Annotated in this window: 31 protein-coding genes and 1 pseudogene; 7 read left to right on the top strand and 25 right to left on the bottom strand. The window is 40.2% G+C overall.

The window, feature by feature from the left end; translation table 11 throughout:
- Positions 1-122 precede the first annotated feature (122 nt).
- From NQ508_RS01495 to NQ508_RS01480, 4 genes and pseudogenes are all read right to left on the bottom strand, one after another.
- Positions 123-1,104: pseudogene (locus NQ508_RS01495) on the bottom strand (helix-turn-helix transcriptional regulator).
- A 2-nt stretch (positions 1,105-1,106) separates the two neighbouring features.
- Positions 1,107-1,463, bottom strand: a complete 357-nt coding sequence (locus NQ508_RS01490; protein ID WP_006426877.1) for a DUF2399 domain-containing protein — start codon at positions 1,461-1,463, stop codon at positions 1,107-1,109.
- A gap of 9 nt (positions 1,464-1,472) precedes the next feature.
- Positions 1,473-1,676, bottom strand: coding sequence for a DUF2397 family protein (locus tag NQ508_RS01485; protein WP_006426878.1), 204 nt, complete (start codon positions 1,674-1,676; stop codon positions 1,473-1,475).
- A 419-nt stretch (positions 1,677-2,095) separates the two neighbouring features.
- A complete protein-coding gene (locus NQ508_RS01480; protein ID WP_022415625.1) occupies positions 2,096-2,995 on the bottom strand; it encodes a DegV family protein in 900 nt (299 codons plus the stop codon).
- A gap of 413 nt (positions 2,996-3,408) precedes the next feature.
- Here NQ508_RS01480 and NQ508_RS14205 point away from each other — a divergent pair, with 413 nt between their 5' ends.
- From NQ508_RS14205 to NQ508_RS01470, 3 genes are all read left to right on the top strand, one after another.
- A complete protein-coding gene (locus NQ508_RS14205; protein WP_334290490.1) occupies positions 3,409-3,615 on the top strand; it encodes an aldo/keto reductase in 207 nt (68 codons plus the stop codon).
- Positions 3,609-3,971 carry an aldo/keto reductase gene (locus NQ508_RS14050; RefSeq protein WP_006426881.1) on the top strand — a complete coding sequence of 121 codons (363 nt, stop codon included), beginning with the start codon at positions 3,609-3,611 and terminating at the stop codon, positions 3,969-3,971. Before NQ508_RS14205 ends, NQ508_RS14050 begins: the two co-directional genes overlap by 7 nt.
- Before the next feature lie 79 nt (positions 3,972-4,050).
- Positions 4,051-4,725, top strand: coding sequence for a dihydrofolate reductase family protein (locus NQ508_RS01470; protein ID WP_044919652.1), 675 nt, complete (start codon positions 4,051-4,053; stop codon positions 4,723-4,725).
- 163 nt (positions 4,726-4,888) lie between these two features.
- Here NQ508_RS01470 and NQ508_RS01465 read toward each other — a convergent pair whose 3' ends face one another.
- The 6 genes from NQ508_RS01465 to NQ508_RS01440 all read right to left on the bottom strand — a co-directional run bounded on the left by NQ508_RS01465 (position 4,889) and on the right by NQ508_RS01440 (position 7,012).
- Positions 4,889-5,140, bottom strand: a complete 252-nt coding sequence (locus NQ508_RS01465) for a putative signal transducing protein (protein WP_006426884.1) — start codon at positions 5,138-5,140, stop codon at positions 4,889-4,891.
- Between the two features lie 24 nt (positions 5,141-5,164).
- Entirely contained in the window at positions 5,165-5,434 is a 270-nt protein-coding gene (locus NQ508_RS01460; RefSeq protein WP_006426885.1) for a hypothetical protein, read from the bottom strand.
- Positions 5,435-5,550: 116 nt separating this feature from the next.
- Positions 5,551-5,709, bottom strand: coding sequence for a hypothetical protein (locus tag NQ508_RS01455; protein ID WP_179961024.1), 159 nt, complete (start codon positions 5,707-5,709; stop codon positions 5,551-5,553).
- Between the two features lie 110 nt (positions 5,710-5,819).
- On the bottom strand, positions 5,820-6,227 hold the full coding sequence (locus tag NQ508_RS01450; protein ID WP_006426887.1) for a hypothetical protein: 408 nt from the start codon (positions 6,225-6,227) through the stop codon (positions 5,820-5,822).
- Positions 6,228-6,345: 118 nt separating this feature from the next.
- Positions 6,346-6,888 (bottom strand): PIN domain-containing protein, encoded by a 543-nt coding sequence (locus tag NQ508_RS01445; RefSeq protein ID WP_006426888.1) that lies wholly within the window; start codon positions 6,886-6,888, stop codon positions 6,346-6,348.
- On the bottom strand, positions 6,869-7,012 hold the full coding sequence (locus NQ508_RS01440; protein WP_155515154.1) for a hypothetical protein: 144 nt from the start codon (positions 7,010-7,012) through the stop codon (positions 6,869-6,871). Before NQ508_RS01440 ends, NQ508_RS01445 begins: the two co-directional genes overlap by 20 nt.
- A 176-nt stretch (positions 7,013-7,188) precedes the next feature.
- Here NQ508_RS01440 and NQ508_RS01435 point away from each other — a divergent pair, with 176 nt between their 5' ends.
- A complete protein-coding gene (locus NQ508_RS01435; RefSeq protein ID WP_006426890.1) occupies positions 7,189-7,548 on the top strand; it encodes a helix-turn-helix domain-containing protein in 360 nt (119 codons plus the stop codon).
- Between the two features lie 141 nt (positions 7,549-7,689).
- On the opposite strand, the gene NQ508_RS01430 is transcribed toward NQ508_RS01435, so the two are convergent.
- The 8 genes from NQ508_RS01430 to NQ508_RS01395 all read right to left on the bottom strand — a co-directional run bounded on the left by NQ508_RS01430 (position 7,690) and on the right by NQ508_RS01395 (position 16,557).
- Positions 7,690-8,445 (bottom strand): 8-oxo-dGTP diphosphatase, encoded by a 756-nt coding sequence (locus NQ508_RS01430; RefSeq protein ID WP_006426891.1) that lies wholly within the window; start codon positions 8,443-8,445, stop codon positions 7,690-7,692.
- A gap of 162 nt (positions 8,446-8,607) precedes the next feature.
- A complete protein-coding gene (locus NQ508_RS01425) occupies positions 8,608-9,123 on the bottom strand; it encodes a hypothetical protein (protein WP_006426892.1) in 516 nt (171 codons plus the stop codon).
- On the bottom strand, positions 9,120-10,271 hold the full coding sequence (locus NQ508_RS01420; RefSeq protein WP_006426893.1) for a helix-turn-helix domain-containing protein: 1,152 nt from the start codon (positions 10,269-10,271) through the stop codon (positions 9,120-9,122). The genes NQ508_RS01425 and NQ508_RS01420 overlap by 4 nt, the downstream gene beginning before the upstream one ends.
- Positions 10,272-10,596: 325 nt before the next feature.
- Positions 10,597-12,144 carry a glutamine-hydrolyzing GMP synthase gene (gene guaA / locus NQ508_RS01415; RefSeq protein WP_044919655.1) on the bottom strand — a complete coding sequence of 516 codons (1,548 nt, stop codon included), beginning with the start codon at positions 12,142-12,144 and terminating at the stop codon, positions 10,597-10,599.
- A gap of 148 nt (positions 12,145-12,292) precedes the next feature.
- Positions 12,293-13,654 carry an MATE family efflux transporter gene (locus NQ508_RS01410; RefSeq protein WP_006426895.1) on the bottom strand — a complete coding sequence of 454 codons (1,362 nt, stop codon included), beginning with the start codon at positions 13,652-13,654 and terminating at the stop codon, positions 12,293-12,295.
- 291 nt (positions 13,655-13,945) lie between these two features.
- Positions 13,946-14,176 (bottom strand): HPr family phosphocarrier protein, encoded by a 231-nt coding sequence (locus tag NQ508_RS01405; RefSeq protein ID WP_006426898.1) that lies wholly within the window; start codon positions 14,174-14,176, stop codon positions 13,946-13,948.
- Positions 14,177-14,302: 126 nt separating this feature from the next.
- Complete coding sequence (locus NQ508_RS01400; RefSeq protein WP_044919657.1) at positions 14,303-15,847, bottom strand: response regulator transcription factor; 1,545 nt, start codon at positions 15,845-15,847, stop codon at positions 14,303-14,305.
- Between the two features lie 32 nt (positions 15,848-15,879).
- Positions 15,880-16,557, bottom strand: a complete 678-nt coding sequence (locus tag NQ508_RS01395; protein WP_242856329.1) for a TetR/AcrR family transcriptional regulator — start codon at positions 16,555-16,557, stop codon at positions 15,880-15,882.
- Between the two features lie 311 nt (positions 16,558-16,868).
- On the opposite strand from NQ508_RS01395, the gene NQ508_RS01390 reads away from it, so the two are divergent.
- Positions 16,869-18,038: a CD0519/CD1768 family membrane protein gene (locus NQ508_RS01390; RefSeq protein ID WP_006426905.1), complete on the top strand. Its 1,170-nt coding sequence runs from the start codon at positions 16,869-16,871 to the stop codon at positions 18,036-18,038.
- Between the two features lie 215 nt (positions 18,039-18,253).
- Here the strand turns inward: NQ508_RS01390 and spoIIID are convergent, their stop codons facing one another.
- The 4 genes from spoIIID to NQ508_RS01370 all read right to left on the bottom strand — a co-directional run bounded on the left by spoIIID (position 18,254) and on the right by NQ508_RS01370 (position 20,110).
- On the bottom strand, positions 18,254-18,517 hold the full coding sequence (gene spoIIID, locus NQ508_RS01385) for a sporulation transcriptional regulator SpoIIID (RefSeq protein ID WP_006426906.1): 264 nt from the start codon (positions 18,515-18,517) through the stop codon (positions 18,254-18,256).
- A 104-nt stretch (positions 18,518-18,621) separates the two neighbouring features.
- Positions 18,622-18,957, bottom strand: coding sequence for a hypothetical protein (locus NQ508_RS01380; RefSeq protein ID WP_207635649.1), 336 nt, complete (start codon positions 18,955-18,957; stop codon positions 18,622-18,624).
- Between the two features lie 12 nt (positions 18,958-18,969).
- Positions 18,970-19,377 carry a helix-turn-helix domain-containing protein gene (locus tag NQ508_RS01375; protein ID WP_028086515.1) on the bottom strand — a complete coding sequence of 136 codons (408 nt, stop codon included), beginning with the start codon at positions 19,375-19,377 and terminating at the stop codon, positions 18,970-18,972.
- Positions 19,378-19,528: 151 nt separating this feature from the next.
- Positions 19,529-20,110: a manganese efflux pump MntP gene (locus NQ508_RS01370; protein WP_044919661.1), complete on the bottom strand. Its 582-nt coding sequence runs from the start codon at positions 20,108-20,110 to the stop codon at positions 19,529-19,531.
- Positions 20,111-20,464: 354 nt separating this feature from the next.
- Here NQ508_RS01370 and NQ508_RS01365 point away from each other — a divergent pair, with 354 nt between their 5' ends.
- Positions 20,465-21,052: a pseudouridine synthase gene (locus tag NQ508_RS01365; protein ID WP_044919663.1), complete on the top strand. Its 588-nt coding sequence runs from the start codon at positions 20,465-20,467 to the stop codon at positions 21,050-21,052.
- A 173-nt stretch (positions 21,053-21,225) separates the two neighbouring features.
- Here NQ508_RS01365 and tig read toward each other — a convergent pair whose 3' ends face one another.
- Positions 21,226-22,326 carry a trigger factor gene (gene tig / locus NQ508_RS01360; RefSeq protein ID WP_044919665.1) on the bottom strand — a complete coding sequence of 367 codons (1,101 nt, stop codon included), beginning with the start codon at positions 22,324-22,326 and terminating at the stop codon, positions 21,226-21,228.
- Positions 22,327-22,575: 249 nt separating this feature from the next.
- Here tig and NQ508_RS01355 point away from each other — a divergent pair, with 249 nt between their 5' ends.
- Positions 22,576-23,016, top strand: a complete 441-nt coding sequence (locus NQ508_RS01355) for a hypothetical protein (RefSeq protein ID WP_022415447.1) — start codon at positions 22,576-22,578, stop codon at positions 23,014-23,016.
- A 32-nt stretch (positions 23,017-23,048) separates the two neighbouring features.
- On the opposite strand, the gene NQ508_RS01350 is transcribed toward NQ508_RS01355, so the two are convergent.
- Together NQ508_RS01350 and murI are read right to left on the bottom strand one after the other, a co-directional pair.
- Positions 23,049-23,504, bottom strand: a complete 456-nt coding sequence (locus NQ508_RS01350; protein ID WP_006426913.1) for a YwiB family protein — start codon at positions 23,502-23,504, stop codon at positions 23,049-23,051.
- Between the two features lie 8 nt (positions 23,505-23,512).
- Positions 23,513-24,334 (bottom strand): glutamate racemase, encoded by an 822-nt coding sequence (murI, locus tag NQ508_RS01345; protein WP_044919667.1) that lies wholly within the window; start codon positions 24,332-24,334, stop codon positions 23,513-23,515.
- Positions 24,335-24,377 lie beyond the last annotated feature (43 nt).

The raw sequence follows: 24,377 nt of genomic DNA, 5'->3' as shown, positions 1-24,377 counted from the left end.
AAATTGTTAACCTTCCTTTCCGTTTATGGTTAACAATTTATCGTATTTCGCTTTGATTGTCAACTTATTTTTCTTGCAAGTTTACAATCGTGTTCTTGTTTTGCTATTTTAGAATCCATTTCCTACTCCCCATACTGCTCCATAAGCCTCCGGGCCTCTCCCCGCATCTGCTCCACAACCTCATCCGGTCCAATGATCTTAACTGCTTCCCCCAGCGAGAATACCCATCCCAGGAACTGTTTGCTCACATGCACGTCCACATTCACCCGGAAATAATCCTCATCTTCCGGAATCATCACCGAACCGGTCAATGATCACGCCCGCAAGGCTGTTATTTACCAGCATCTTTACAGACGTTTCCTTTCCCCTGAACATTCCGAAACTCTTCTTGGCATAATCCGCCATATCCAGCTTCTTGAAGTGTTCTCTTCCCTCGCGGGATTCATCCGACATCCGGATATGCAGCATCTTATCCACCCGGTAATGCTTGATCAGCTGCGCCTCTGTATCATATCCGATCATATAATAATTCTCATCATCCCAGGACAATCCCCACGGGCTGATATGATACCATGCTCCTCCGTGACGCAGTTCCATCTCTTTCTTCACATTCCACTGGAAATACTGGAACTTGATCTTCTTATTTTCAGAAATCGCATTGTGGATTGCATCGACAGTATAATAGATGCTTTCATTCATCGTCTTAATTCTTCCGGATACATACACCTGTCGCTGCAGCCTCTGTGCATCGTATTTGCTGACCAGCTTTTCCAGCTTTTTTATCAGTGTGTTGGTCTTCTTCTCTGTAATGAATTTGGAAGACTGGATGGAATCTACCAGAAGCTTTAATTCCGGCAGTTCGAATGGGCGGTTGACTACGCGGTAATGATAGCGGTTGCCGATGGGTTCGCCCTCTACCTCGATCCCGAGTACAGACAGATCACGCAGATCTGCATAGATTGTTTTGCGATCTGCGGTCACTTCGTATTTTCCCAGTTCTTCCATGATTTCCGGCATGGTAATATAGTGTTCATCATCTGTATTTTCCAACATGATCTGTGCGAGACGGTATAATTTTAGCTTTTGATTTGTTCCTTTTGGCATAATCACATCTCCTCCACCAACATCTCCTGATACACGGCAGTCCCATACTCTTCGATCCTATCCACCACCGGTTTCAATCTCCCATCCGTAATCCGCTCCAGTATCTTCATACGCTTCGGCGATATCACTTCCTCTGACCTGCACTTCTCATAATCCGCCGTTTCCATATGCCAGTAATGAAATTCTCCCTTATAATACTGTGATAATTTCTGTGCGATCAGTATTCCTTCCGGGTCAAGGTCACCCGCATAATATACCCGGATTCCCGACTTTGCAAATAGATCCATCTGTATCATCTGATACAGGAAATTTCCTGCTGCAGTTCCATTGTCAAATGCATGCGAATTTCCTGTCAGCATGGTGAGATCCTACTGGCACTGTTCCGGTCTGTAATCCGCAAAAAGCGGGTCCTGTATCATTTCTTCATAGACCTCTTCCTGATACAGCCAATATTTTAATTTCTCATAATGCTCGAAAAAGATACGCATGATACAGCGGTATCTGCTTACGTTGTCGGCATTTAAATATTTTGCTTCTGTCAATGGCTTGATTAATTTATCTGATACCTGCATAGAACTTCTCCTTCTGGTTAATTAAGTTCAGTATAGCACATGCGTTGGAAATAGATTCCATAGTTCTTTGTTTTTCTGAAAATTCTGCCTTGATTTCTAATCATTTACATAATCATAATAATCCGCCTCGCTGGCAAATAAGATATATTCGCCATCTACCATTCCCATGTAACCGTCACCTGTGTTAAAACCTTTCATTGCCAGTTCCTCCATTTCTTTGAAAAATAATGATTTTGATTTGTTTTCCCTTTTATGTCTATAGTTTATAACATCAGATGGGGTATAAAATTACCATCAGTAACAAAAAATACCCGAAAAGATTTCTCTTCTCAGGTATCTTTATCTATCCCTATTCTATTTTCGCTGATTATGGGCATCGGTTTCTCTCCACCATCTACCCATTCAACCTTTTCAGCTGCTTAAACTTCTGCCTTCTTAATAATTCCGACACCAAGCGGATACGGTCCTGTATGCACACCAATCGTTGCTCCAATCTGGTAGATTCCGATCTCATCGATTCCAAGCCGTTCTTTTATCAGATCCTTTATCATCTCACGGAATCTGACTGCCTCGTCATAGTCATAACCATATCCGATGCAAAAATTATATTCACCAGGTTTTGCATCGATCTCGTCCAGATAATTTTTCGTCATATCTACAACCTTTTTCATAGACTTGATACGGTTTCTTGCCAGTCCGGAACTGAAGATTTCCCCTTCTTTTAATGTAATCATCGGTTTTATCCCCAGTGCTCCGGCAGCTATCCCGGCCAGTTTACCGATTCGTCCACCATGTCTCAGATAATCAATACTTCCGATTGTAAAGAAGATCCGTCCCGTCTCGCGTATCGGAAGAATTTTCTCCACAATTTCTTCATATCCCAATCCCATATCACGCAGTCTGCATGCTTCTAACACGAAAAGCCCCTGCAGTACTGTATTCACCGTTGAGTCGATCAGCGTAATCTTTGCATCCGGGTACTCTTCTTCGATCATTTCCTTTGCGACAGTTGCCGACTGCAGTGAACCGCTGAATTTGCGGGTAATACAGATGCAGATAACCGGAATCTGCTCTTTCACACTTTTTTCGAACACCTGATAGAAGTCATCCACCGATGGCATGGAAGACTTCGGAAATACATCCGGGTGTTCCACCATTTCGTTATAAAAATCTCTGACCCCTAATTCCACCATTTCCTTCTGATATGTCTCACTGTCAAAAGACACATAGAATGGCACAACCTCTATATCATGCTCTTTTGTAATCTCCTGCGAAAGATCCAACGATCCGTCACTGACAATCTGCACTTTCTTCTGCATATCCATTACCTCTCTACTTATATGTTCTGTAAAAATAAATTTCTCATACATTTTACATGTAGTTTTCAATACTACATTCTTGGAAACGTAGAACAGTATAACACAGGGTATCTCAAGTGTATATAACTATGCTTCATACTTTCTTAAAATTTTATACTTTTTAAGGAAAAGGCATAGCCGCAGCTTCCTGTAAATTTACCGGGATTTTTTCGGAGCATTTTTCAAAAAATTTTTTACAAGCTTTTTTTGAAAGCTTTTTTTGAAAGCTTTTTCTGAAAATCTATTGACTTGGAGTCCGCTTCAAGTGCTAGTATGAACTCAGAAACTGAAAGGAGATCTTAGAAATGTACAATAAAAAATTAACATTAAGTAACGGTGTGGAAATTCCTCAATTAGGACTTGGAACATAGTTCATCGATGATGATAAAGTCGCTGATGCAGTCAAAGCTGCTGCCGATCTCGGCTACAGACATTTTGACACTGCACAGGCTTACGGAAATGAGCGTGGTGTCGGCGAAGGAATCCGTACATGTGGTATTCCGAGAGAAGAATTATTCATTGTATCCAAAGTTGCTGCAGAGCATAAAACTTATGAAGATGCCAAAGCAAACCTATGGTAAATCAGATTCTTCTTCACATCAGCAACACTCCTCTGGAACTTGTTGAGTACTGCCAGAAGAAGGGTATCGCTGTAGAAGCTTACTCCCCAATCGCTCATGGCGAGATTTTACACCAGCCGGAGATTGCCTCTATGGCTGAAAAATACGGAGTATCTGTTCCACAGCTTTGCATCCGTTATACACTGCAGCTCGGTGCGATTTCACTTCCTAAAACCGGTAATCCAGAACATATGAAGACAAATGCCGATGTAGACTTTGAGATTAGTGCCGAAGATATGGAAGTTCTGAAGAATTTCAAACATATCGAAAGCTATGGAGAAAGCAGCGGATTCCCGGTATACGGCGGAAAACTGTAAATTATTCAAAAAAGAGATAAACATATTATAAATCAAATATTTAATCAAAATATTTTCTGATCATAGAGAGGTTACTAAGATGAACAAACCATATATTATCTGCCACATGATGACTTCTGTTGATGGCAGAATCGACTGTGCCATGACATCCCAGCTTCCGGGTGTCGAGGACTATTATAAGACACTGGACGAACTGAATGTTCCGACTACCGTGAGCGGCCGTGTCACTGCGGAACTTGAGATGGCTGAACCTGGATTCTTCGAAGCAAAAAATTCTGAAACATATACCCAGGAAGGATTTTCTAAAAAAGCTGATGCCAAAGGCTATGAAATTATCGTTGATACCAAGGGAAAGCTTCTCTGGCCGGATGCCTCTGATATGGACAAGCCTTACCTGATCATCACAAGTGAACAGGTAACGAAAGAATATCTGGCATATCTGGACGGACAGCATATCTCATGGATTGCCTGCGGAAAAGAACGGATCGATCTCGTACGTGCCTGCGAGATCCTCGCTTCTGAATTCGGCGTAGAACGCATGGGTATCGTCGGCGGTCCTGCAATCAATACCGGTTTCCTGGATGCCGGACTTCTGGACGAGATCAGCATCCTGATGGGTGCTGGAATCGATGCCAGACGGGAAATGCCTTCTGTCTTCGACGGCTTCGCCATGGATCATCCGCTGGCACATCTGAAGCTTACAAATGTGCAGAGATTTGACAGTGATGCGATCTGGATTCGGTATAATGTATAATTATTGTATAGTTATTGCATATCTATCGTATGGAAATTTAAGTGAACTGATACTACCAAGGGCAGTGCTGATTATCATTGTAATCAACACTGCCCTTATTTTCATCGTCATGTTTTCGGGAGAAGCTGCCAGTGGCAGGCTCTCTGTATTTCTCTCTATTCTTTTATTCCGCATTCTCTGTATCCAGAGATTTTTCAATCTCCTCTATAATCTGCACTGCTTTTTCTGCTTCATCCGCCTCTGCCCAGATATCAACGCCGTATACTCCGAATCCGGCAACTCCATATGCTGCTACACTTGAGCTTGGTTCCTGTGTGAATGCAGCAATTCCATTTTCTTTTAGCATTTCTACCAGCATCTCTGCCTCAATGATATTTTCTGCATTGTAGATTTTTTTGCATCCTGTTGCTTTCATGAGAATCCCTCCTTATCGTTTTAATCATTTTCCGAATATAAGCATCGTCCGATAATCTTCACAGACTTTCTCCTGTGTAAAGATTCCTTTTTTCGAATGCCAGAGAAAATATCTGTCATTATACGCCTTCTTTGTGGCCAAATCAATAATCTGAATTCCTTTATTTTCCGGATGTTCCTTATCCGCCGTGACAACCTCCATATAAATATAATAAGTCTGATTTCCTTTTGTTATTTTTGCACCTGAATCCATTATACGATAAAAATTTCTGTCCTGACTTCCTGTTACTCTCATTAAAATACTATCCTTATCAAGAGTTCCGTCTTTTATTGTCTCGCTGTAAAATTCAAGAAATTTGTCCGGTTGCTTTTCAAATTTTTCTCCTGATACATTTTTTGCAAATAATTTTTCTATTTTCTTCTTATCATTCTGATTGCCGCATCCAGAAAATCTGTAAGGATTTCTGTAAACTCTCCGTGATCTGATCTGAATAATCTACTCAGAAATGTTTTCCCGCATCCAGATATCAATGTTACAACCAGCATAAATGTTATTCTTTTTTTCACCATCCGTCCCCACTGCTCTCAGGATTTTACATCTTTTCATAATACCCCAAAGCTCTTTCATATAGTTCTCTACATTGCCGTTCATCTCCATATGCCAGACAATCACATTGATTTTATTCCCAGTCAAATTCATCAATAGCATCTTTGATTTCTACAGAAATCGATTCCTCATTTTTTAATTCTCTAATAACTTCTGCAAACTTATCACGCTGTGGATTATTAATATCATTGTAACACCGATGAAGCATCCAGATATTGTGCGGGGTTGGTTTTTCACTTACTGAAGCAATTAACAGTTCTTCATACCCATTTTTATAGAACTGCTCAACAAAATGTACCAGTTCTCCCGGCATTCCAAAATCTACCGAGGGATTGTCCGCAATAATTTCTAAAATCGGTGCCACCAATTCGTAAGGATTAGAATATGTATTTATAGCATCCACTACTTCGTCATCAATATAATACTCTTCATATGGTTTTGCCGCCGCTTTCAGTGCACCAATAATTTGTTCCTTAGTCATATATTTCTCCTCTTTCAGAATTCTAATCTGTCTTTACTTCATCCTATCATAATTTATCGGATAATTCTATTCTTGACCTTATAGAGAACAGCCAAAAATCATGACTTTATGATTCCTGTCATTCACTCATTTTACGCTTTAATAATTGATATATTTTCCTGCCATCTTTTCTGCCAAATTGATGAAGTGCTCCCATATACAAGTCTTTCTTCCCCTGATGTCTCTTTGCACTCACAAAATCAATAATTTCCGCTGATTTGCATTCATATTCTGTTCCAGTCAGAATATTTTTCAATTCTTTTTTTATTCTGTTACCTTCTTCAATCCGGGCACTCTCTGCAGACAAATCTAATAATAATTTTCGATTCTGTATTTTCTTTCTTCTCTCTGCATCCTCCGGTGCATGAAATAATGTAAGTGCATTTTCTATATTTCCTGCTTTGACAATTTGAATCCGATTCGCATTCTGATCCGCTCCAAAGAAATCAATAACGGCCTGAAATCCTTTATCATTGCTTATGATTGCAATCTCATTTTCTCCTCTTTCACTAATGATTCCACATTCTGCCGCAATATAAAAATCAAGTGCATTCTTTCCTGTACCTTTTAATTTTATAACCCGGAATTCACAGCCACTCTCTTTAATCTCCTGTATAATCATATCGTATTTTTCCGCAGTTTTTGCTATAGAAGATTATTAAAGTGTCATCTCTACATAACACATCCGTTCCCTTTAATCCATTAGAACCTTTTACATTCTCATAATCAACTAATATTGTTGGCATGATTATCACCCCTTGCCAATCAGTTACGTATATACCTTCCAGACTATCTTGCTCATGAATCCGCATATATACCATTGGTATATTATTTTTTTCATATACCAATGGTATTGTCAAGCTGATTATGCTAAAATATAAATATCAAAATTTCAATCATAGTAGGAGTATCAGTAAAAGCAATGGATATTTTAGATAAAGAACGATTAAAAGAATGTCGACTGAAACTAGGGATAACCAAACAAGAGGCTGCCAAAAGAATTCAGATTTCTCAACCTGCGTATCTGCGATACGAGGCCGGTTCACGTAACCCTTCTATACAGATTATTTCTAAAATGGCTGAAGTTTTTTCAACATCTACAGATTATCTTATTGGAAAATCTGCAGATTCAAGTCCGAATAGACTAGTCGTTGAACAAAGTGACACTCCAGCGCTATTTTCTCTCGTTGAAACATGCAAAACTCTAAACGCGGCTCAACTAATGCGGCTCACGGCTTATGCAAAGGCATTATCAAATGTTACTTCTGATAGTGAAAAATAATTTCCAGAGATACTATTGGAAATCCTTCTACAATATATAACAGTCGAAACTTTTGCCATGGCAACGAAAGGCCTTGATCTACAAGTTGTTTTGCTCATATTTCAAGGTCTGATTTTCCCATGAAAAATTATATTTTTATTTTTAATACAGATCTCCTACATACCCTTCCGATTCCAAATGCATATAACACTCATTCACCTGATCCGCTCCTAAAATCTGTAACACATATTTCATCCCTGTAGCCAGTTCTCTGGTTTTCAGTTCTTCTAACGGGATCCAATATACTTGTCCTTCCTCAGAACTTTTCAGTTCTCCGATGAATTTTTCTGCTTTATATAACATAATCACGCTATGTACACCGTCCTCATGCCAGTGATACAAACCACAAAGCTTCGGCGACTCAATCGTAAGTCCCGTCTCTTCCCACACTTCCCGGATTATGGATTTCTGAAATATTTCATTCTGTTCTACATGTCCGCCCGGAAAAGTTGTACCGGTATAACTGTCATTCACCTTATCCAACGCCAATACATTTCCTTTATCATCCTGTACCATACACATATTCATAAAACAGACTTTCTCGTTTCTGTTCTCTTCCTTTTCATTCAGTTCTTTTCTTACACGCCTGTTAATAGCTGACCTTTTAGATTTATAATGCCTGAGCACTTCTCCATAAGGAACCCAGATCTCTGCTTCTTCGATTTTTTCATAAACTATATTCACCACTTTTTCTATCTGTCTGTCATTTGGAAATGTGTAATTTTTTGTATAATAGTCTCTGGTTACCTGAAACATCCATTCTGCAATCTTTTCTTTTTGTTTTAATTTTAACTGAGCGTATTTCTTATCCGTCTGCAGTAATTTACCATCTGTCATCTTATGGTTTTTCTGTGACATCGGTATGACCTCTTTTCTTTTTTCTCATTTCTTTTTTGAAGCTTATTTTATCCGCTCGAAACACCTTATCTATGCCAGATTACTTTACTTACATTTCAGTAACTCATCCGTCTCTGATTTCTGCTCCATTGTCTCCATTCAACCATCTGCCCATGTACAGTACTAATATGTGATACTATAGTTCAACTTTGTCTGCAGGTTTCCTTCCTGATAAACTTCCATATACACTTCATGACTGCCCAATTCAACAAACAGTCCAAAATTATATTTAAAATCTTCCTTTTGATCAGTTAAATACATCAATTTATTTCTGTCATTCTCTTTATCATAAGTTTCAGCATTTTTCTTTTTAAATTCAATCACAAGGAGATTATTTCTATTGCTTCGTCTTCTGTGAATTACCAGATCAGGAATAATCTTTCTGTCACTACGCATCATTTTAGGATCATTCATATTCCGATTGTATTCACAATCTAAATCAGCCCATTGAAACTTAGTAAGTGTATTCATTTTATTTTTCATGTAACTTCCTATATGAAAAACCATACATTGTTCAGAAATCATGTCCTCTTCATTGGACATTTCAATTAAATCCCTGTCATTTTTGTAGAATTTTTCCAATGACGCATTTACTAACTTTTTTATATCTTCAAATTTTACTTCATCTTTTGGATTCATTGATCATTCCTCCTGAAAATTTCTTCTTCCACCTTCAACAGTGGCAATTCCATCATCGAAATGCCCTTTAAATTTACAAAGTTTTCTGTTTCGTCGTGCGCATCAATATAAAACATAAAATTTTGTTCTATATCAGTAAAATCATATCCATAAACCATCTCTATCGTTTCGATAATATCATCTGAGTCTTGATAAAAATCAATAATTGTACTTTTCTTTCTTCCATCAAGGTAATAAAATACAGACGTATTTAACAACTGAAAAATATCTTCTTCTGTCCATCCATTTTTCCGAACATATTCCATAAGATATTTATACAGTTCGGTGGAATTTTCAGTATCATTATATAAAGTCACCTGACTATTTTCTTCATAATCTTCAAGTGCCTCATATACTACCAATGGAATTTCTCCGCAACTTACATGCTCATCCCAATTTTTCCCACTAGGTGTATCCGCGTCAAAGTCACTTAAGGTGATATCTTCTATATTTGACATGTTCAAAAATAATACCTTATTATTCATACATGGAATCACCATTAACTCTTCATCAATGCCCTTATATATCATCTTTCGTGTATTACTGTTAATTGGATACCACATATATTTGTCAATTCCACATAACTTGATTCCTACATGTCCCCAAAATCCACTAATTTCATCAAGTGCATCCTTCATATCCATATAATATTCCATTTCACTAAATTGTGGTTCAAAAAAGTATTGATTTGTTATAACATGAGTGCTCGTACGAAGCTGCATCGCAATCTCCCTAAGTTCTGTGATTGTTGCCTTCTCCCCGGCCTCTATCTGTTGTAATCTTTCCTGAGAAATTCCCGTCGCACTCGCCATTTTTTCTGTAGATATTCTTATTATACTTCGAATTTCACGCACTCTATTTGAACTGCATGCATTATTTCCCAATAAAATATCTGGTGTTATTTGGAGATAATTCATTATTTTTGACATATGTGTTTCATAATTTTTTTTGCTGGTAATAGTTCCACTTAAAACCTTATCTATTGTCGGTCTGGAAACCCCTGTCTTCTTTGACAACTCTGCTTTAGTACATTTCTTTTCCATTAAAATCTGTTCCAGACGTGTTCCTACCGGACTTCGTCTATCAAACAAATCCTCCAATGTATACATACAGCTTTCCCTCCCTTATATGTCTATATGATATCACTGCTTTGTTTGTGTGTAAATATTTTTTTTAATGTTTTACTTTTATTTTTTTACAATCAATATTATTACATATACAAAAAACAGCAGGTAATCTCATAGACTACCTGCTATATGTTTTTTGATATTCTAATATTAGTTATATTATATCTTTTACATGTTACCCGTAATTCTCCAAAATATAATTATAAGGCTCAGAACCTACTATTATGTAGATTCTGAACCTTAGTCATATTCTGGCTATTCATTTTTACAAAAACTGAATAATAAGGTTTGCGGACAAACATTTACATTATTCAAACTCAATCGTTCCAGGCGGTTTACTAGTCAGATCATAGAATACTCTGTTAACTCCCTTAACCTCATTAATAATCCTGCTCATCACCTTATTCAGTACATCATAAGGAATTTCAGCAGCCTCAGCTGTCATGAAATCTACAGTTGTTACTGCTCTTAAAGCAACAGCATAATCGTATGTTCTCTCATCACCCATAACGCCGACACTTCTCATATTTGTCAGTGCTGCGAAGTACTGGTTGATGTTCTTATCAAGACCCGCGTTAGCAATCTCTTCTCTATAGATAGCATCTGCATCCTGAACGATCTTAACTTTTTCTTCTGTGACTTCACCGATGATACGGATTCCAAGTCCAGGTCCAGGGAATGGCTGACGGAATACCAGTCTCTCCGGAATTCCAAGCTCCAATCCTGCCTTACGTACTTCGTCTTTGAACAGATCACGAAGAGGCTCAATGATATCTTTAAAATCTACATGCTCCGGAAGTCCACCTACATTGTGGTGAGATTTAATCACTCCGGATTCTCCACCGAGTCCGCTTTCTACAACGTCCGGATAAATGGTTCCCTGTGCGAGGAAGTCTACAGCACCGATCTTCTTGGCTTCTTCTTCGAAGATACGGATGAATTCTTCACCGATGATCTTACGTTTTGCTTCTGGTTCTGTTACTCCGGCTAATTTATCGTAATATCTCTGCTGCGCATTTACACGGATAAAGTTCAGGTCGAACTGTCCATTTGGTCCGAATACACCTTCTACTTCATCACCTTCGTCTTTACGGAGAAGACCATGATCGACAAATACACATGTCAACTGCTTTCCGATAGCTCTGGATAACAATCCTGCTGCCACTGAAGAATCTACTCCGCCTGACAGTGCAAGAAGTACTCTTCCGTCGCCGACTTTTTCGCGGATCTCCCGGATTGTATTCTCTACGAATGCATCCATCTTCCAGTCGCCTGCACATCCGCAGACACCTAATACGAAGTTCGATAACATCTTAGTTCCTTCTGCTGTGTGAAGTACTTCCGGATGATACTGGATCGCATATAATCCAGCTTCTGTATTCTCAGCTGCTGCGACCGGGCAGTCTGCTGTGTGTGCTGTGATCTCGAATCCAGGTGCAACCTGTGAGATATAGTCAAAATGGCTCATCCAGCAGATGGTCTTCTCAGATACACCTTCGAAAATCTTGGAATCTTTCTTATCTACCAGCACCTCTGTCTTACCATACTCACGTACCGGAGCGGATTCTACCTTTCCTCCAAGTACATGCATCATAAGCTGTGCACCGTAACATAATCCAAGAACCGGGATACCAAGTTCGAACAATTCTTTTTTATATGTCGGGGAATCTGCTTCATAACAGCTGTTTGGTCCGCCTGTCAGGATGATTCCCTTAGGATTCATAGCTTTGATCTTCTCAATATCTGTCTTATATGAGTAGATCTCGCAATATACATTGCATTCTCTGACACGTCTTGCTACCAGCTGATTGTACTGTCCACCAAAGTCAATGACAATTACTAATTCTTTTTTCACAAGAACTTCCTCCTATTTGTTTTCTATATGGCTAACCTTTATTATAAAATAGAAGTCCCGTTTTTACAAGGGACTTCTATCTTTTCTCCGATAAACCAGACTTTTTCTATCATAACTAGCAACTATCTGCTGACAAACGTTTTCTATCCTATACAATCGCATTTTTCTTCCAACTTCCTTTGAAATACCGGATCACGAAACACATTGCCCGGAATACCCAGTCGATCACCATCGCAACCCAGATACCGAATACACCCATTCCCATATATTTTCCAAGCACGTAACTGAATCCGATTCGGAAGATCCACATGGATATGCTCGAAATGTACATACATGCCTTCGCATCACCCGCTGCACGGAACGTCGCAGGCAGGCTGAACGCAACCGGCCAGATAAATATCGCACCGATTCCGTGGAAATGTATGATATCCGCCGTCGTCTTTGCTGTAAGATCGGACAGGTTATATGCATTTAATATAAATGGCAGTAAGGAGAATATAAATAATACCATCGCAGTCATACTGACATAAGTAATGAGCATTAATTTCTTATTATAATACTTCGCCTGTTCATAATCACCCGCACCCACACATCTGGAAATAACCGGTGTGATTGCCAGCGTAATTGCCATTCCCGGAAGGATCTGGAACAATGCGATTGCATTTGACACCGCATTTGCCGCAATCGCATAGGTTCCGAATGTCGATACCAGGCTGAGCACGATAATCTTTCCAAGCTGGAACATACTGTTCTCCAGGCCATTCGGCACACCGATACTTAGAATCTTCTTAACCATTTCCCAGTTAATTCGGTAACGCCAGGTCCGTTCTATGTGAAGTGTCCGTTTCTCATCACACAATAGCGCAATTATAATAATCGCCGCCGTCATCCTTGACACCAGTGTCGGAATCGCAACTCCTTCCGTTCCACGGTGAAAACCATAGATCAGGATCGCATTTCCTCCTATATTAATAACGTTCATGATGATCGATATTTGCATTGTTACCTTCGAATTGCCCATTGTACGGAAGATCGCCGCTCCTCCGTTATACAGTGCCATGAATGGAATCGATGCCGCCACGATCAGCAGGTAAATGTCTGCATGATGCATCACATCCTGGTCGATTTTTCCAAATACTGTATGTAAAATAAAGGATTTTCCCAGATATACAAGCACTGTAATGCCGATTGCACAGATCGTGATAAACCATACCATCTGCGTTGCCGACTTACAGGCTTCTTCCCGTCTGTCCTGTCCCAGGAACTGCCCCGCAACGACTGCTCCTCCCGTAGCCAGTGCTGAAAATGCATTGATCAACAGCACCATAATCTGATCTACCAACGATACTCCCGACACCGCCGCCTCGCCGACGCTTGCGATCATGATGGAATCCGCCATTCCAACCAGTACCGCCAGAAGCTGCTCGACCACTAACGGCAGGATCAATGCCAACAGTGCTTTATTATCAAAGAAATATGCCTGTCGTTTTTCTTTTTTGCTTTTTCCCATTTCCCATTTTCCTCTCCCGTAATATTTATATATCTACAGTACCTGCCACCGACAGCTTCTTCCGAATGCATAACAATACAGAAATCCTGCCACTGGCGGCTTTTCTTGCATACTTTGGTATACAAAAAAGTTCCCCAACGTATACTCTTATTATACGCTGAGGATTCTTCTCACACAATATCCCATCCCCGCAGAAATTTTTACTAAAATTTTCACTAAAAATTCCCACGGTATCTTTTTTGTCAGACTGCAGACGCTTTATTGTCCGTCCTTTTCAACATAACTGCAACCCTACGCAGCTACGAATTTATCCAGCTCTTTCCAGAGATCATCGCATTCTTCATCATATACTTTCAGCTCGATCTTCTGGTCAAATCCAAGATTCATAAGACCTAACAGGGACTTTGCATCTACAATATATCTACCCCGTTTCATATCCATATCAAAAGGATATTTTTCTACGATCTTTACAAAATCTATCACATCACCCGGATTCGAAAAAATAACATTTTTCGTACTCATTATTGGTCCCTCCTTTTTCTTATCGGAACCATATTAACACTCTCATGCATTTCCACAAGGGGGAAATATTTAAAAAAGGATGACTTTTTTTGACTGAAAATGCATTTTTTTAATGTTTTTCACTATCTAACCGTTCTTTTTCCGGTATTCAAGTGGCAACATTCCAGTCTCTTCCTTGAACACGCGGCTCATGTATTTCGGATCGGTATAACCTGCCAGTTCCGCAATTTTAGTCAGCTTCCAGTTCGTTGCCGTCAGAAGTTCTTTTATACGTTCAATCCGGTACCCACGGATCGTCTCTGTAAATGTCCGTCCCGTCTCTTTTCGAAACTGAGTGCTCAGATATTCTTCCGTCACATGTAGCTTTTCTGCAATCTCTTCCAATGTAATACCCTGATCATAATATTCTCGGATATTCTCCAGTGCCTTTTGAATCAGAAGACTCATATCGTTTTCCGCTTCGTCTTTGCTCGTCAGATATTCAAAAAAAGTATCCACTTTTTCTTCCACATCTGTCCATCCATTTGCCCTGGAAATCCGCTGAAGAAATGTCTGTCCTTTTCTCTGTGCCTGTACCGCCCCGGTTTCCGCTGCCATCTGGATCAGAACCAGTGCAATACGGATACAGCCCTCCTTGGCCTCCTGCGGGGTACATGGAAGTTCCCTGCAATAATCCCAGTATCTGGAAAATATTTTTTTCAATCGTTTCGCATCTTTATTCAGTAATGCTTCCTTGGCTTCTTTTTCAAGGTTCACCGGATATTTATATGGATATAATGCAATTTTCTGTATTTTTTCTTTACAGATCAATGTTCCCTTTTTCAATATCAGATTCCATTCTGCCGCATGATCTAGTTCTCTGACCGCTTCGTACATATTGCCGAATCCGTTGCTGACCGCCCATGTACAGATCACCCTTCCGCGCACCGTATTGCAGATCATCGGAACAATCGTCTGTTCCAGATACTGATAGGTCTCATGTTCATTTCCCATATGATAAAAAAGGACCACAAAACTCTGACGTCCGTACATCTCGATGGTATAGGCACAGAAATCCTGTTGCTGATTGAAGATTTCCAATTCTTTCAGCATCTGCAGCACTTGTTCTTTATATTTCTCATAATTAGAACTCATGCCGATACCAAGAACACCAATCCGTTCCTCCGGTGCAATTCCGTATCCTTCCTTTATAAGGTCTCCTATCTGCTGATCATCTTTGATCTTCCCAGCCATCGCATTCAGGAAAATGTATTCCAGATTCAGAATGTGTTTCCACTTTTTCTCGCTTTCCAGCTCTCTTCTCAGCCTTCCCAGTACATTACGCACCTCGTAGACTTTCAACGGTTTGACCAGAAAATCTACAGCACCAAGTTCCATCGCGCGTTTCGCATAAAGGAATTCCGGGCAGGAACTTGTAACCACAATTTTGCAGGATATCCCTCTTCTCTGCAATGCCTCGATCATCTCGAATCCATCCACCTCCGGCATCCGGACATCCGTAAATATCACATCCGGTGTGAGATTATCCCGTATCAGTTTTTCGGTCAGCGCAAGACCTTCTGCCCCGTTGGACGCACTCCCCACGATCTCTATATCCGACTCTTCCTGTTCCAGACATTGTAACAGTTCGTTCTTATATAATTCATTATCTTCTATGACAATTATTCTCACGTGGAATACCTCCTTCCAGATTATATCTTACTCTATCCCAGATGATACGCATCCAGTGTCTTCGCCAGATATCTGACTGTCTTATCCACCGCCTCGTCTACCGTCGGCTTGTCCCTGTCACTTCGCATGATTGCAAGCATTCCCCGATAGATCAGCACACTCATTTCATTCAGTTCTTTGATCTCCTGCTCAGATATCACATAATTTCTTTCTCTGATCACATCTCTTAGCAGATCTTCGTTGCGTTTGAAGAAATCTCCTTCTTTCAAAAACCCTTCGTAATCTTCTGTCTTTTCTTCCTTTTCATTTGGATAAATCTCATAATATCTCCGGAAAACCTCATTCAGGTTCTGTGTCCCTTCCGGACTGAAGAATAAGAAGTTATAGATTCTCGGTCTCTGGAACGAATGTCTGCAAAAGCAGCGCCACTGTCCCAGATACCACTCCTGAAAATCCTTTCCCTCGGCCTTGTGTATCAACGTTTCCTGCATATATTCATCCAGACATTTTACACTTGCAAATAATTCCAGTTCATCCAGATTAGAGAAATAATGATACAGCGTTGCACTGTTGTATTTTGCCTGTTCTGCAACCTTCCTGATCGTCAGATTCTCAATTCCTTCTTTTTCCATTAATTCAATTGTCGCATTGATGAAATACGACATAATCCTTTTTCTCTTTTCCTGTCTGTTTCCTCCAACTGTTGCCACAGTCTGCTGTCCTCCTTCATTCTCTTCCTTAATTTTAACTTTTTGCAATTTTTAACAACATTTCATATATCCGATTTATTTATCTCTTTTATTAATATATCCATTTTTATATTAGCATTTCAATAAAATTTTTTCAATTCATAATAATTATGCATAATTTATTTTTATTATGCACTATCATTTTATCTTATATGCACAATTTGTAAACAATGATTGACTTCCATTTAATTATATAGTATCTTATTACTATGCGTTTTATATAAGCTGGGAAACTTGGATAAAATACGTGTATAAAATATTGGAGGTTTTTTATGGGAAACAAAAGAACAAAAAAATCCATCAGTCTTGAAGGATTCGTCTTTCTGGCAATCTTTTTAGGAATTTTCGGTGGTATGGGTATGAAAATGGGCGGTGTCAATATGCTGAACACATTGATGAACACCGGCTACCAGCTGCTTCTTGAGACAGTCTTCTATATTATGGCAATCGCGGTTCTTGCCGGAGCCATTTCAGGACTGTTCTCAGAATTCGGTGTCATTTCGATGGTGAATAAATTACTGTCACCGCTGATGAAGCCACTTTATAATCTGCCGGGTGCCGCAGCACTCGGTGTAATCACTACTTATCTGTCCGACAATCCGGCAATCCTGGGACTTGCTGAAGATAAGAATTTCCGTAAATATTTCAAGAAATTCCAGCTTCCGGCTTTAACGAACCTTGGAACATCTTTCGGAATGGGACTGATTGTAAGTACATTCATGATCGGTCTGAAGTTAAAAGGTGGACACGCCGGAACTGCTGTACTGGTCGGTAACTTTTCCGCCATAATCGGCAGTATCATCAGTGTCCGCATCATGCTTCATTTCACCAAGAAAGAATATGGAACCGAAGAATACTGCGTACAGTTCGAAGAACATGAAGACATGGATGCCATCATGAATACCCGCGAGATCCGTGACGGAGGCATCGGCGGACGTGCCATCGAGGCACTTCTTGAGGGTGGTAAAAACGGTGTGGATGTCGGCCTTGCCATCATCCCGGGCGTTATCACCATCTGTACACTGGTCATGATGCTGACCAACGGCGCATCTGCAGACGGAACTTACACCGGTGCCGCTTATGAAGGAATCGCTTTCCTTCCATGGCTTGGAAAGAAGCTTGAATTCATCTTATCACCGCTTTTTGGATTCACAGATGCATCCGGAATCTCCGTTCCGATCACGGCACTCGGTGCTGCCGGTGCCGCAATCGGACTGGTACCGCACATGGCAGAAGCCGGAACCGTCCTCGCCAATGACATAGCCGTATTCACTGCAATGTGCATGTGCTGGAGCGGATACCTCAGCACACATGTGGCTATGATGTCTTCACTTAAAGTGAACAAGCTAACCGGAAAGGCAATTTTAAGCCACACGATCGGTGGACTCTGCGCCGGGGTCGCCGCCAACTGGATCTTTAAACTGGTGATGTTGTTCTTATGATTATGAAGGCTGTGTTTTTACAATTCGAAACATCATAATTCTTGGAAATAATTAGTTGTATAAAAACTCCGCAAGGATATTCGAATGAATCGTCTATATATGATGCTTCTCCAGAATATCTGTGCGGAGTTTTTTGTTCTGTTGTTATCTTTTATCCCATGAAATCGACTCGTTGATGTCCGAAATTATAAGAGCTTTTTGTTCTGTTACTCTCTTTATCCTGCGTGCCGATGCTGATGTAGATATTTTTCCCGAGTGGCAAGTCCGCCGCGGATGTGGCGTTCCTGTTTGTTCACGTCAAGAACTTTGCGGACGCTCTGCGCCAGGGTCGGGTTGATCTGCTCCAGGCGGTCGGTGCAGTCTTTATGTATCGTACTCTTACTAACCCCAAATTCCTTCGCGGTCTGACGCACAGTGGCTTTATGTTCGATGATATAATATGCGATTTCTACTGCCCTCTCCTCAATGTAATCTTTCATAAAAATAACCCCTGCATAAATTGTTTTTTACAATCTATGCAAGGGCATTTTGATGTATGTCTGCATTTTCCTTTTGTACTTTCGGAGTTTCCCTTATATAAGCCTTATAAACCAACTCTTCCCAGACACACCAGCAATCCAATCGCTCCGACAGCCACAAACACTAACCCGATACCGGCTGCCTTTTTTCTTTTCTCCATAACCACTAACTGTCTGCTGTCTATGGAATTCATCGAATAGTTCCTTCGACCTATTAGATATAGTAACAACCCACTCGAATTATTCCCGTTCGCAGCAAGCAGTCCCCATAATTTTGGATGTTTTAATCCACGGGCGGCTGCATCCATCACCGTTAACCGATAGATCTGATATACCGTTTCCATAGCTCCGACAACTGCGGCCGCACCAAATATCACAGCCAATACAATATTTTTGTCCATCATATTTCTCCCTTAAATACGTCTGATAATCTGATAAAGCAATACTGCTGAGCTCACAATAGCCAGACAAAATACCATAATCAGATAATATATCTTATCCGGCAGGAACATACTTAAGGTAATCAATAGAATAACCGTGATAATATTAAGTATGATCGCTCCTATCAATTTTTGATTGCTTTTGACTACATTTGTGCTTTCTTCCAGATGTTCCATCATTCTTTCGTCCCCTTTCAATAAATCATCAAGACTTATGGAATAAAGGCTGCTCAACTCAATGACGCTTATAATATCCGGATAGGATTTTTCATTTTCCCAGTTTGAAATGGTCTGTCTGGACACATTGATCCTTTCTGCAACTGTTTCCTGGGTAAATCCGGATTTCATACGAGCGTCTTTTAATTTTTTCCCAATTTCCATATCTGTGTTTCTCCTTTCGGGAACATCTTTCCACATTGCGTGTCCAATGTCTATCAAACTTCCTTTACATGACCGTTTTTTGCATCAATTTTCGTGTCAAAATTATTTTACACAGCGTATTTACGCAGCCTGCCACCGGAGACAGAAAAAGTCACATTCCCCGTCCCCATGACACAATTCCGATTCCTATCAAGATTACACCTCCCAGAACATCTGCCTTTCCTGACAGCTTTGTTCCCAGAGTCTTACCGAGGCACAACCCTGTCTCACATATCACAAACGTTACCACTGCCACAATCAGTGAACAGACTACAGCCATAACCAAATCATACCCGGCAGTGGTAAATCCTACCGACAACGCATCAATCGATGTTGCAATCCCCTGCATCATAAGCACGGCAAAACTTAATCTTTTCACTTCTTCCTTTTCCTCTTCACTCTGCATAGATTCTTTGATCATGCTTCCTCCGATATACAAAAGCAAAATCAATGCGATCCACGGAATGAACTTCTGAAACTGTCCAAAGACCTGTACGATCGTATGCACACATATCCATCCTATCATAGGCATCAGGAACTGAAAGAATGCATATACTCCTGCAATATAAGCCATTCTTGATTTCTTCATATTTTTTTCATTCATTCCATTTGCCAGCGAGACCGAAAATGCATCCATTGCCAACCCTACTCCAAGTAAGGCACTGTTCATAAAGAATAAAAAATTCCACTCCATTATCATTTCCTCCAAAATTAAGTTCAAACGCATGACAACAAAAAAACAGATACAGCAGCTGCCTGCCATACCTGGTCTATACTTTCTTTATAGGATAGAGAGAGTCCACGCATAGATATTACAGCTACACATGAGTCTCACAAATTAAAACAAGCCAGATCCATCGATCAGTATGTTGACTTGTTGCGTTATACGCCTGTTACTCCCCCATCGGTCATTTATCATCTAAAAGAAAATATCATAATTAATAAATTTTGTCAATAAGCAATCATTTATTCCTTTTTCTGTGGTATGCTTTACACAGAGATTTTCCCCGGAACAACTCTGAAAAGAACCAATAAAGGAGTCACAACAATGCCTCACTACTACATGTTTCACAAACCTTTCGGCTGTGTCACTGCCAGACGCGATGACCGCTATCCGACGGTTATGGACTATTTTGAAGAATTACAGAATGACAGGCTTTCTCCGGTCGGACGCCTTGACCGTGAGACGACCGGACTTCTCCTGATCACGGATGACGGTATCTTCAATCAGAAGCTCACTCATCCTTCCTATCACAAAGAGAAAACTTATGAATTCACCCTTCTTGGTGATCTGACACCGGAACTGGTACATAAGCTGGAAACAGGTGTCATTCTGAAGGGCGCCGATACCCTGACTGCCCCGGCAAAAATTACCGTAACCGGACATGCAGTAATGTCCGATATTCTTTCCACACTGCCGGAAGAAATCCAGAAAGATATCCACAAAAACCGTCCGGATCACCCCATCACCTATGGGATAATTACCATTTCCGAAGGGAAGAAACGCCAGATCCGACGCATGATGAAGTCTGTTCACTGCTGTGTGATCGAATTAAAACGTATTTCCATCGGAGACATTGTACTTGACAAAGCGCTTTGCCCCGGAGAGTGGAAAGAAATATTTCCTCACACTTAACAATACAGAGAACCTGCCACTTGCCAAACCATCCGTAAGGAACTGCCAGTGGCAGTTCCTGTAGGTGGCAGCTTTTCTTGCATACTTTGGTATACAAAAATGCTCCGGGAATCTGTCACCTGACAAAATTCCCGGAGCATTTTTATTCTTATTCTATTCTGTTTCTATCCACCTTAGTTACCTGAACTTGATGAACTGCTTGAGCTTGACGAACTGCTTGAGCTTGACTCAACCTGAATGCACTGATTAGCCAGCCATTCTTTTACAAGATCATTCAGCGCAATCTCTTTCAGATCTGACTTTGATGCAGCTTTCTTTAAAGCTTTTACACTGTCGTATCCATACTCTTTTGCAATCTTCTTAAGCTCTGTCTTATAAGTTGCATCATCTAACTTGATGTTCTCTTTATCTGCAATTGCCTTTGTTACCAGTGTCTGTTTTACGCTGGATTTTGCAGCCTTTGTTACCTGCTTTTCGAACTTTTCAACAGTTGTTCCCATCTGCTGCTTGATCAGATCATCATATGACATGTTATAAGCTTTTGCAACAGACTTGTACTGAGAGATCAGAGAATCTTCAATCTTCTTTACATCTTTCTCCGGATATTTCTTAACTTTTGTATTATCAAGAACCTTCTGCCATGCTGCCTGCTGCAAAGTATCATTGTATGTCTTTTCGTTATCTTCCTCGAGAGACTTCTTCACTTCTTCTTTGTACTCTTTTACTGTCTTTGATTTCTTAGATACTTTCTTTACCAGTTTGTCTGTAAGCTTTGGTGTATTCTTTTGGGAAATGGATTTTACAGTAATTGTAAATGTTACATCTTTGCCTGCAAGATCAGAACTTCCATAATTCTCCGGGAACTTTCCGTTCCAGTCAAATGTATCACCGATCTTGTGTCCGATAATACTGTCTTCAAATCCTTCGATGAAAGAATTAGAACCGATCTCCAGTGGATAATCTGTAGAAGATCCACCGTCAAATGCTTTGCCATTCATCTTTCCAACGAAATCAATCGTTGCTGTATCGCCTTTTTTTACTGCTCGGTCTGTTACTTCTTTTGTTGTTGCATTTTCATCCAGTACTGACTGAATCTGTGTATTCACATCATCATCCGTTACTTCGCTCGGTTTGTCAACTTTATCTACTTCAACACCTTTGTAGACTGAAATCTTAATGTTGTCATTTTCAAGACCTTTCGTCGACTGACAACCTGTCATCAAAAGAGAGACTGCCATAACACCTGTTAATAACATTGCCACTTTCTTTTTCATATCGCACCTCATTTTATCATTCATTCTAAGGTGGGAACTTTATCCCATCTGCTTTCCGAAGTATACGCTAACGCATACCACTCTGTTATATCACATTTTGAAAAACTTTCATAGCATTTTCACATATATTTCACTCTTTTATCAAAATTTTTGTTTTGAAATCACCTACTTTTCCTGTATACTTCTTGCACTCCTACCGAAACAATGTTAGAATACTTGTTATGGAATATAGAATATAGGAGGTTCATTGTGAAGACATTTACAATTGTATTATTGGTAATCCTTGTGATTTTGATCGTTGCATGTGTTGCATTATATTTTGTTGGTAAAAAAGCAGAAAAGAAACAGGCAGATCAGCAGGCACAGCTTGATGCAGTTGCACAGACTGTTTCCATCCTGGTTATCGATAAAGGTCGTATGAAATTAAAAGATGCCGGCTTGCCGGATATTGTACTCGAGAATACACCAAAGTATCTTCGCCGTTCAAAAGTACCGGTTGTAAAAGCCAAAGTCGGACCGAAGATCATGACACTTATGTGTGATGCGCAGGTTTATCCTTTGATTCCTGTTAAGAAGGAAGTCAAAGCTACGATCAGTGGTATTTACATCACAGCTGTTAAAGGTGTAAGAGGTCCTCTGGATGTACCGGAGAAGAAAAAGGGATTTTTCGCAAGATTAAGAAACAAATAAGAGTAAAGAGTACTTAAAAACAGCATTGGAACTTATCGTTCCAGTGCTGTTATTTTTATGTCTATATTGCAATCGGCAACAGGATCTCCGTTGATGTCCAGTGCATAATTCACATGCACCGTGATCTTTTCATCCTGTTCTTCGAACTGGATATCCTTGGTAAAGACTCCAATCATCATCTCACCGTATGGTGTCTCATACTGTGTCATATTGATCTTATCTTTCTCGAATACCATATGGGTATTCGTAATTCCGCTCTTGATGATCTCGACCTTCTGGTCATCCAGGATCCTTACTTTATTCTTGATGGTTCCCGGGATTCCTTCCACCAGTTCATCATAGATCACATAGTGCTTTCCATTTTTCTCATAATAGCTCGCAGGTACGATTACCTCGATTGGTTCACTTCCCGGCTCATCGCCCTGTGCTTCAATCCCGGTCACATCCTGATGCAGACCGGATATACTTAATAATACGTCTTTTGTCATATATTCTCCTAATAATCTTCAATATCAATTGCCTGTGTCTTATCTACATCGTACGGCAGGATTGAATTGGCGAATTTCTTAAACTTCTCTGCCGCATCACTGACATAAAAATCATATGCTGCCGGTTCTCCCGATGTATTAGCAATTTTCTGCTCTTCCAGTATCTTCTTCAGATCCATCGCCGTCTCGTACGCCGGATTTACAATATGTACTTTTTCTCCAAAATATGCCATGATCCTTGATCTGAGAAGCGGATAGTGGGTACATCCCAGGATCAGTGTATCGATCTCTGACTTTCTCATATCTGACAGATAGATATCGATCACTTCTTCTGTGATTTTATGCTTTGCAAATCCCTCTTCTACCAACGGTACGAATAACGGACATGGCTTTCCGATGACTTCTGCCTCCGGCATAAGTTTCCGGATTTCTTTGGTATAGGTCTCGCTCTTGATCGTTGCTTCTGTACCAAGTACACCAATCTGACCATTCCTGGTCTCCCTTACGGCAGCTCTTGCTCCCGGTACGATCACTCCGATGATCGGAATGTCGAACTCTTGCTGCACTGTCTCAAGCGCCAGCGCACTGGCCGTATTACATGCGATCACGATTGCCTTTACATTCTTTGTCTTTAAAAAACGGATGATCTGTCTGGAAAAACGGATAATGTTATTCTTCGACTTACTTCCGTATGGAACTCTTGCTGTATCCCCAAAATATACTACATTTTCATTCGGCAGCTGACGCATGATCTCTCTTGTGACGGTCAAACCGCCGACTCCCGAATCAAACACACCGATTGCTGCAGTGTTCCTATTTTTATTTTCCACGATATTAAATCTCCTTTTATGAATACTCCACCATATTTTACTA

Origin of the sequence: Dorea longicatena (assembly GCF_025150085.1) — a bacterium.
GTDB classification, from domain to species: Bacteria; Bacillota; Clostridia; order Lachnospirales; family Lachnospiraceae; genus Dorea_A; species Dorea_A longicatena.
Note: the sequence above shows the minus strand (reverse complement) of the source record. Positions and strands in the feature narration are given on the sequence as shown.

Coding starts and splice junctions, on each gene's coding strand:
- NQ508_RS01455 (WP_179961024.1), bottom strand. CDS start 5,709: ATGGTGAAAAAAAGAATAACATTTATGCTGGTTGTAACATTGATATCT.
- NQ508_RS01375 (WP_028086515.1), bottom strand. CDS start 19,377: ATGGAAATTGGGAAAAAATTAAAAGACGCTCGTATGAAATCCGGATTT.
- NQ508_RS01470 (WP_044919652.1), top strand. CDS start 4,051: ATGAACAAACCATATATTATCTGCCACATGATGACTTCTGTTGATGGC.
- NQ508_RS01365 (WP_044919663.1), top strand. CDS start 20,465: ATGCCTCACTACTACATGTTTCACAAACCTTTCGGCTGTGTCACTGCC.
- NQ508_RS01440 (WP_155515154.1), bottom strand. CDS start 7,012: ATGCCAACAATATTAGTTGATTATGAGAATGTAAAAGGTTCTAATGGA.
- NQ508_RS01460 (WP_006426885.1), bottom strand. CDS start 5,434: ATGAGAGTAACAGGAAGTCAGGACAGAAATTTTTATCGTATAATGGAT.
- NQ508_RS01435 (WP_006426890.1), top strand. CDS start 7,189: ATGGATATTTTAGATAAAGAACGATTAAAAGAATGTCGACTGAAACTA.
- NQ508_RS01480 (WP_022415625.1), bottom strand. CDS start 2,995: ATGCAGAAGAAAGTGCAGATTGTCAGTGACGGATCGTTGGATCTTTCG.
- NQ508_RS01350 (WP_006426913.1), bottom strand. CDS start 23,504: ATGACAAAAGACGTATTATTAAGTATATCCGGTCTGCATCAGGATGTG.
- NQ508_RS01390 (WP_006426905.1), top strand. CDS start 16,869: ATGGGAAACAAAAGAACAAAAAAATCCATCAGTCTTGAAGGATTCGTC.
- NQ508_RS01370 (WP_044919661.1), bottom strand. CDS start 20,110: ATGGAGTGGAATTTTTTATTCTTTATGAACAGTGCCTTACTTGGAGTA.
- NQ508_RS01380 (WP_207635649.1), bottom strand. CDS start 18,957: ATGGACAAAAATATTGTATTGGCTGTGATATTTGGTGCGGCCGCAGTT.
- NQ508_RS01405 (WP_006426898.1), bottom strand. CDS start 14,176: ATGAGTACGAAAAATGTTATTTTTTCGAATCCGGGTGATGTGATAGAT.
- NQ508_RS01445 (WP_006426888.1), bottom strand. CDS start 6,888: ATGATTATACAGGAGATTAAAGAGAGTGGCTGTGAATTCCGGGTTATA.
- NQ508_RS01485 (WP_006426878.1), bottom strand. CDS start 1,676: ATGCAGGTATCAGATAAATTAATCAAGCCATTGACAGAAGCAAAATAT.
- NQ508_RS01490 (WP_006426877.1), bottom strand. CDS start 1,463: ATGCTGACAGGAAATTCGCATGCATTTGACAATGGAACTGCAGCAGGA.
- NQ508_RS01410 (WP_006426895.1), bottom strand. CDS start 13,654: ATGGGAAAAAGCAAAAAAGAAAAACGACAGGCATATTTCTTTGATAAT.
- NQ508_RS01420 (WP_006426893.1), bottom strand. CDS start 10,271: ATGTATACATTGGAGGATTTGTTTGATAGACGAAGTCCGGTAGGAACA.
- NQ508_RS01430 (WP_006426891.1), bottom strand. CDS start 8,445: ATGTCACAGAAAAACCATAAGATGACAGATGGTAAATTACTGCAGACG.
- NQ508_RS14050 (WP_006426881.1), top strand. CDS start 3,609: ATGGTAAATCAGATTCTTCTTCACATCAGCAACACTCCTCTGGAACTT.
- NQ508_RS01450 (WP_006426887.1), bottom strand. CDS start 6,227: ATGACTAAGGAACAAATTATTGGTGCACTGAAAGCGGCGGCAAAACCA.
- NQ508_RS01465 (WP_006426884.1), bottom strand. CDS start 5,140: ATGAAAGCAACAGGATGCAAAAAAATCTACAATGCAGAAAATATCATT.
- spoIIID (WP_006426906.1), bottom strand. CDS start 18,517: ATGAAAGATTACATTGAGGAGAGGGCAGTAGAAATCGCATATTATATC.
- tig (WP_044919665.1), bottom strand. CDS start 22,326: ATGAAAAAGAAAGTGGCAATGTTATTAACAGGTGTTATGGCAGTCTCT.
- NQ508_RS01425 (WP_006426892.1), bottom strand. CDS start 9,123: ATGAATCCAAAAGATGAAGTAAAATTTGAAGATATAAAAAAGTTAGTA.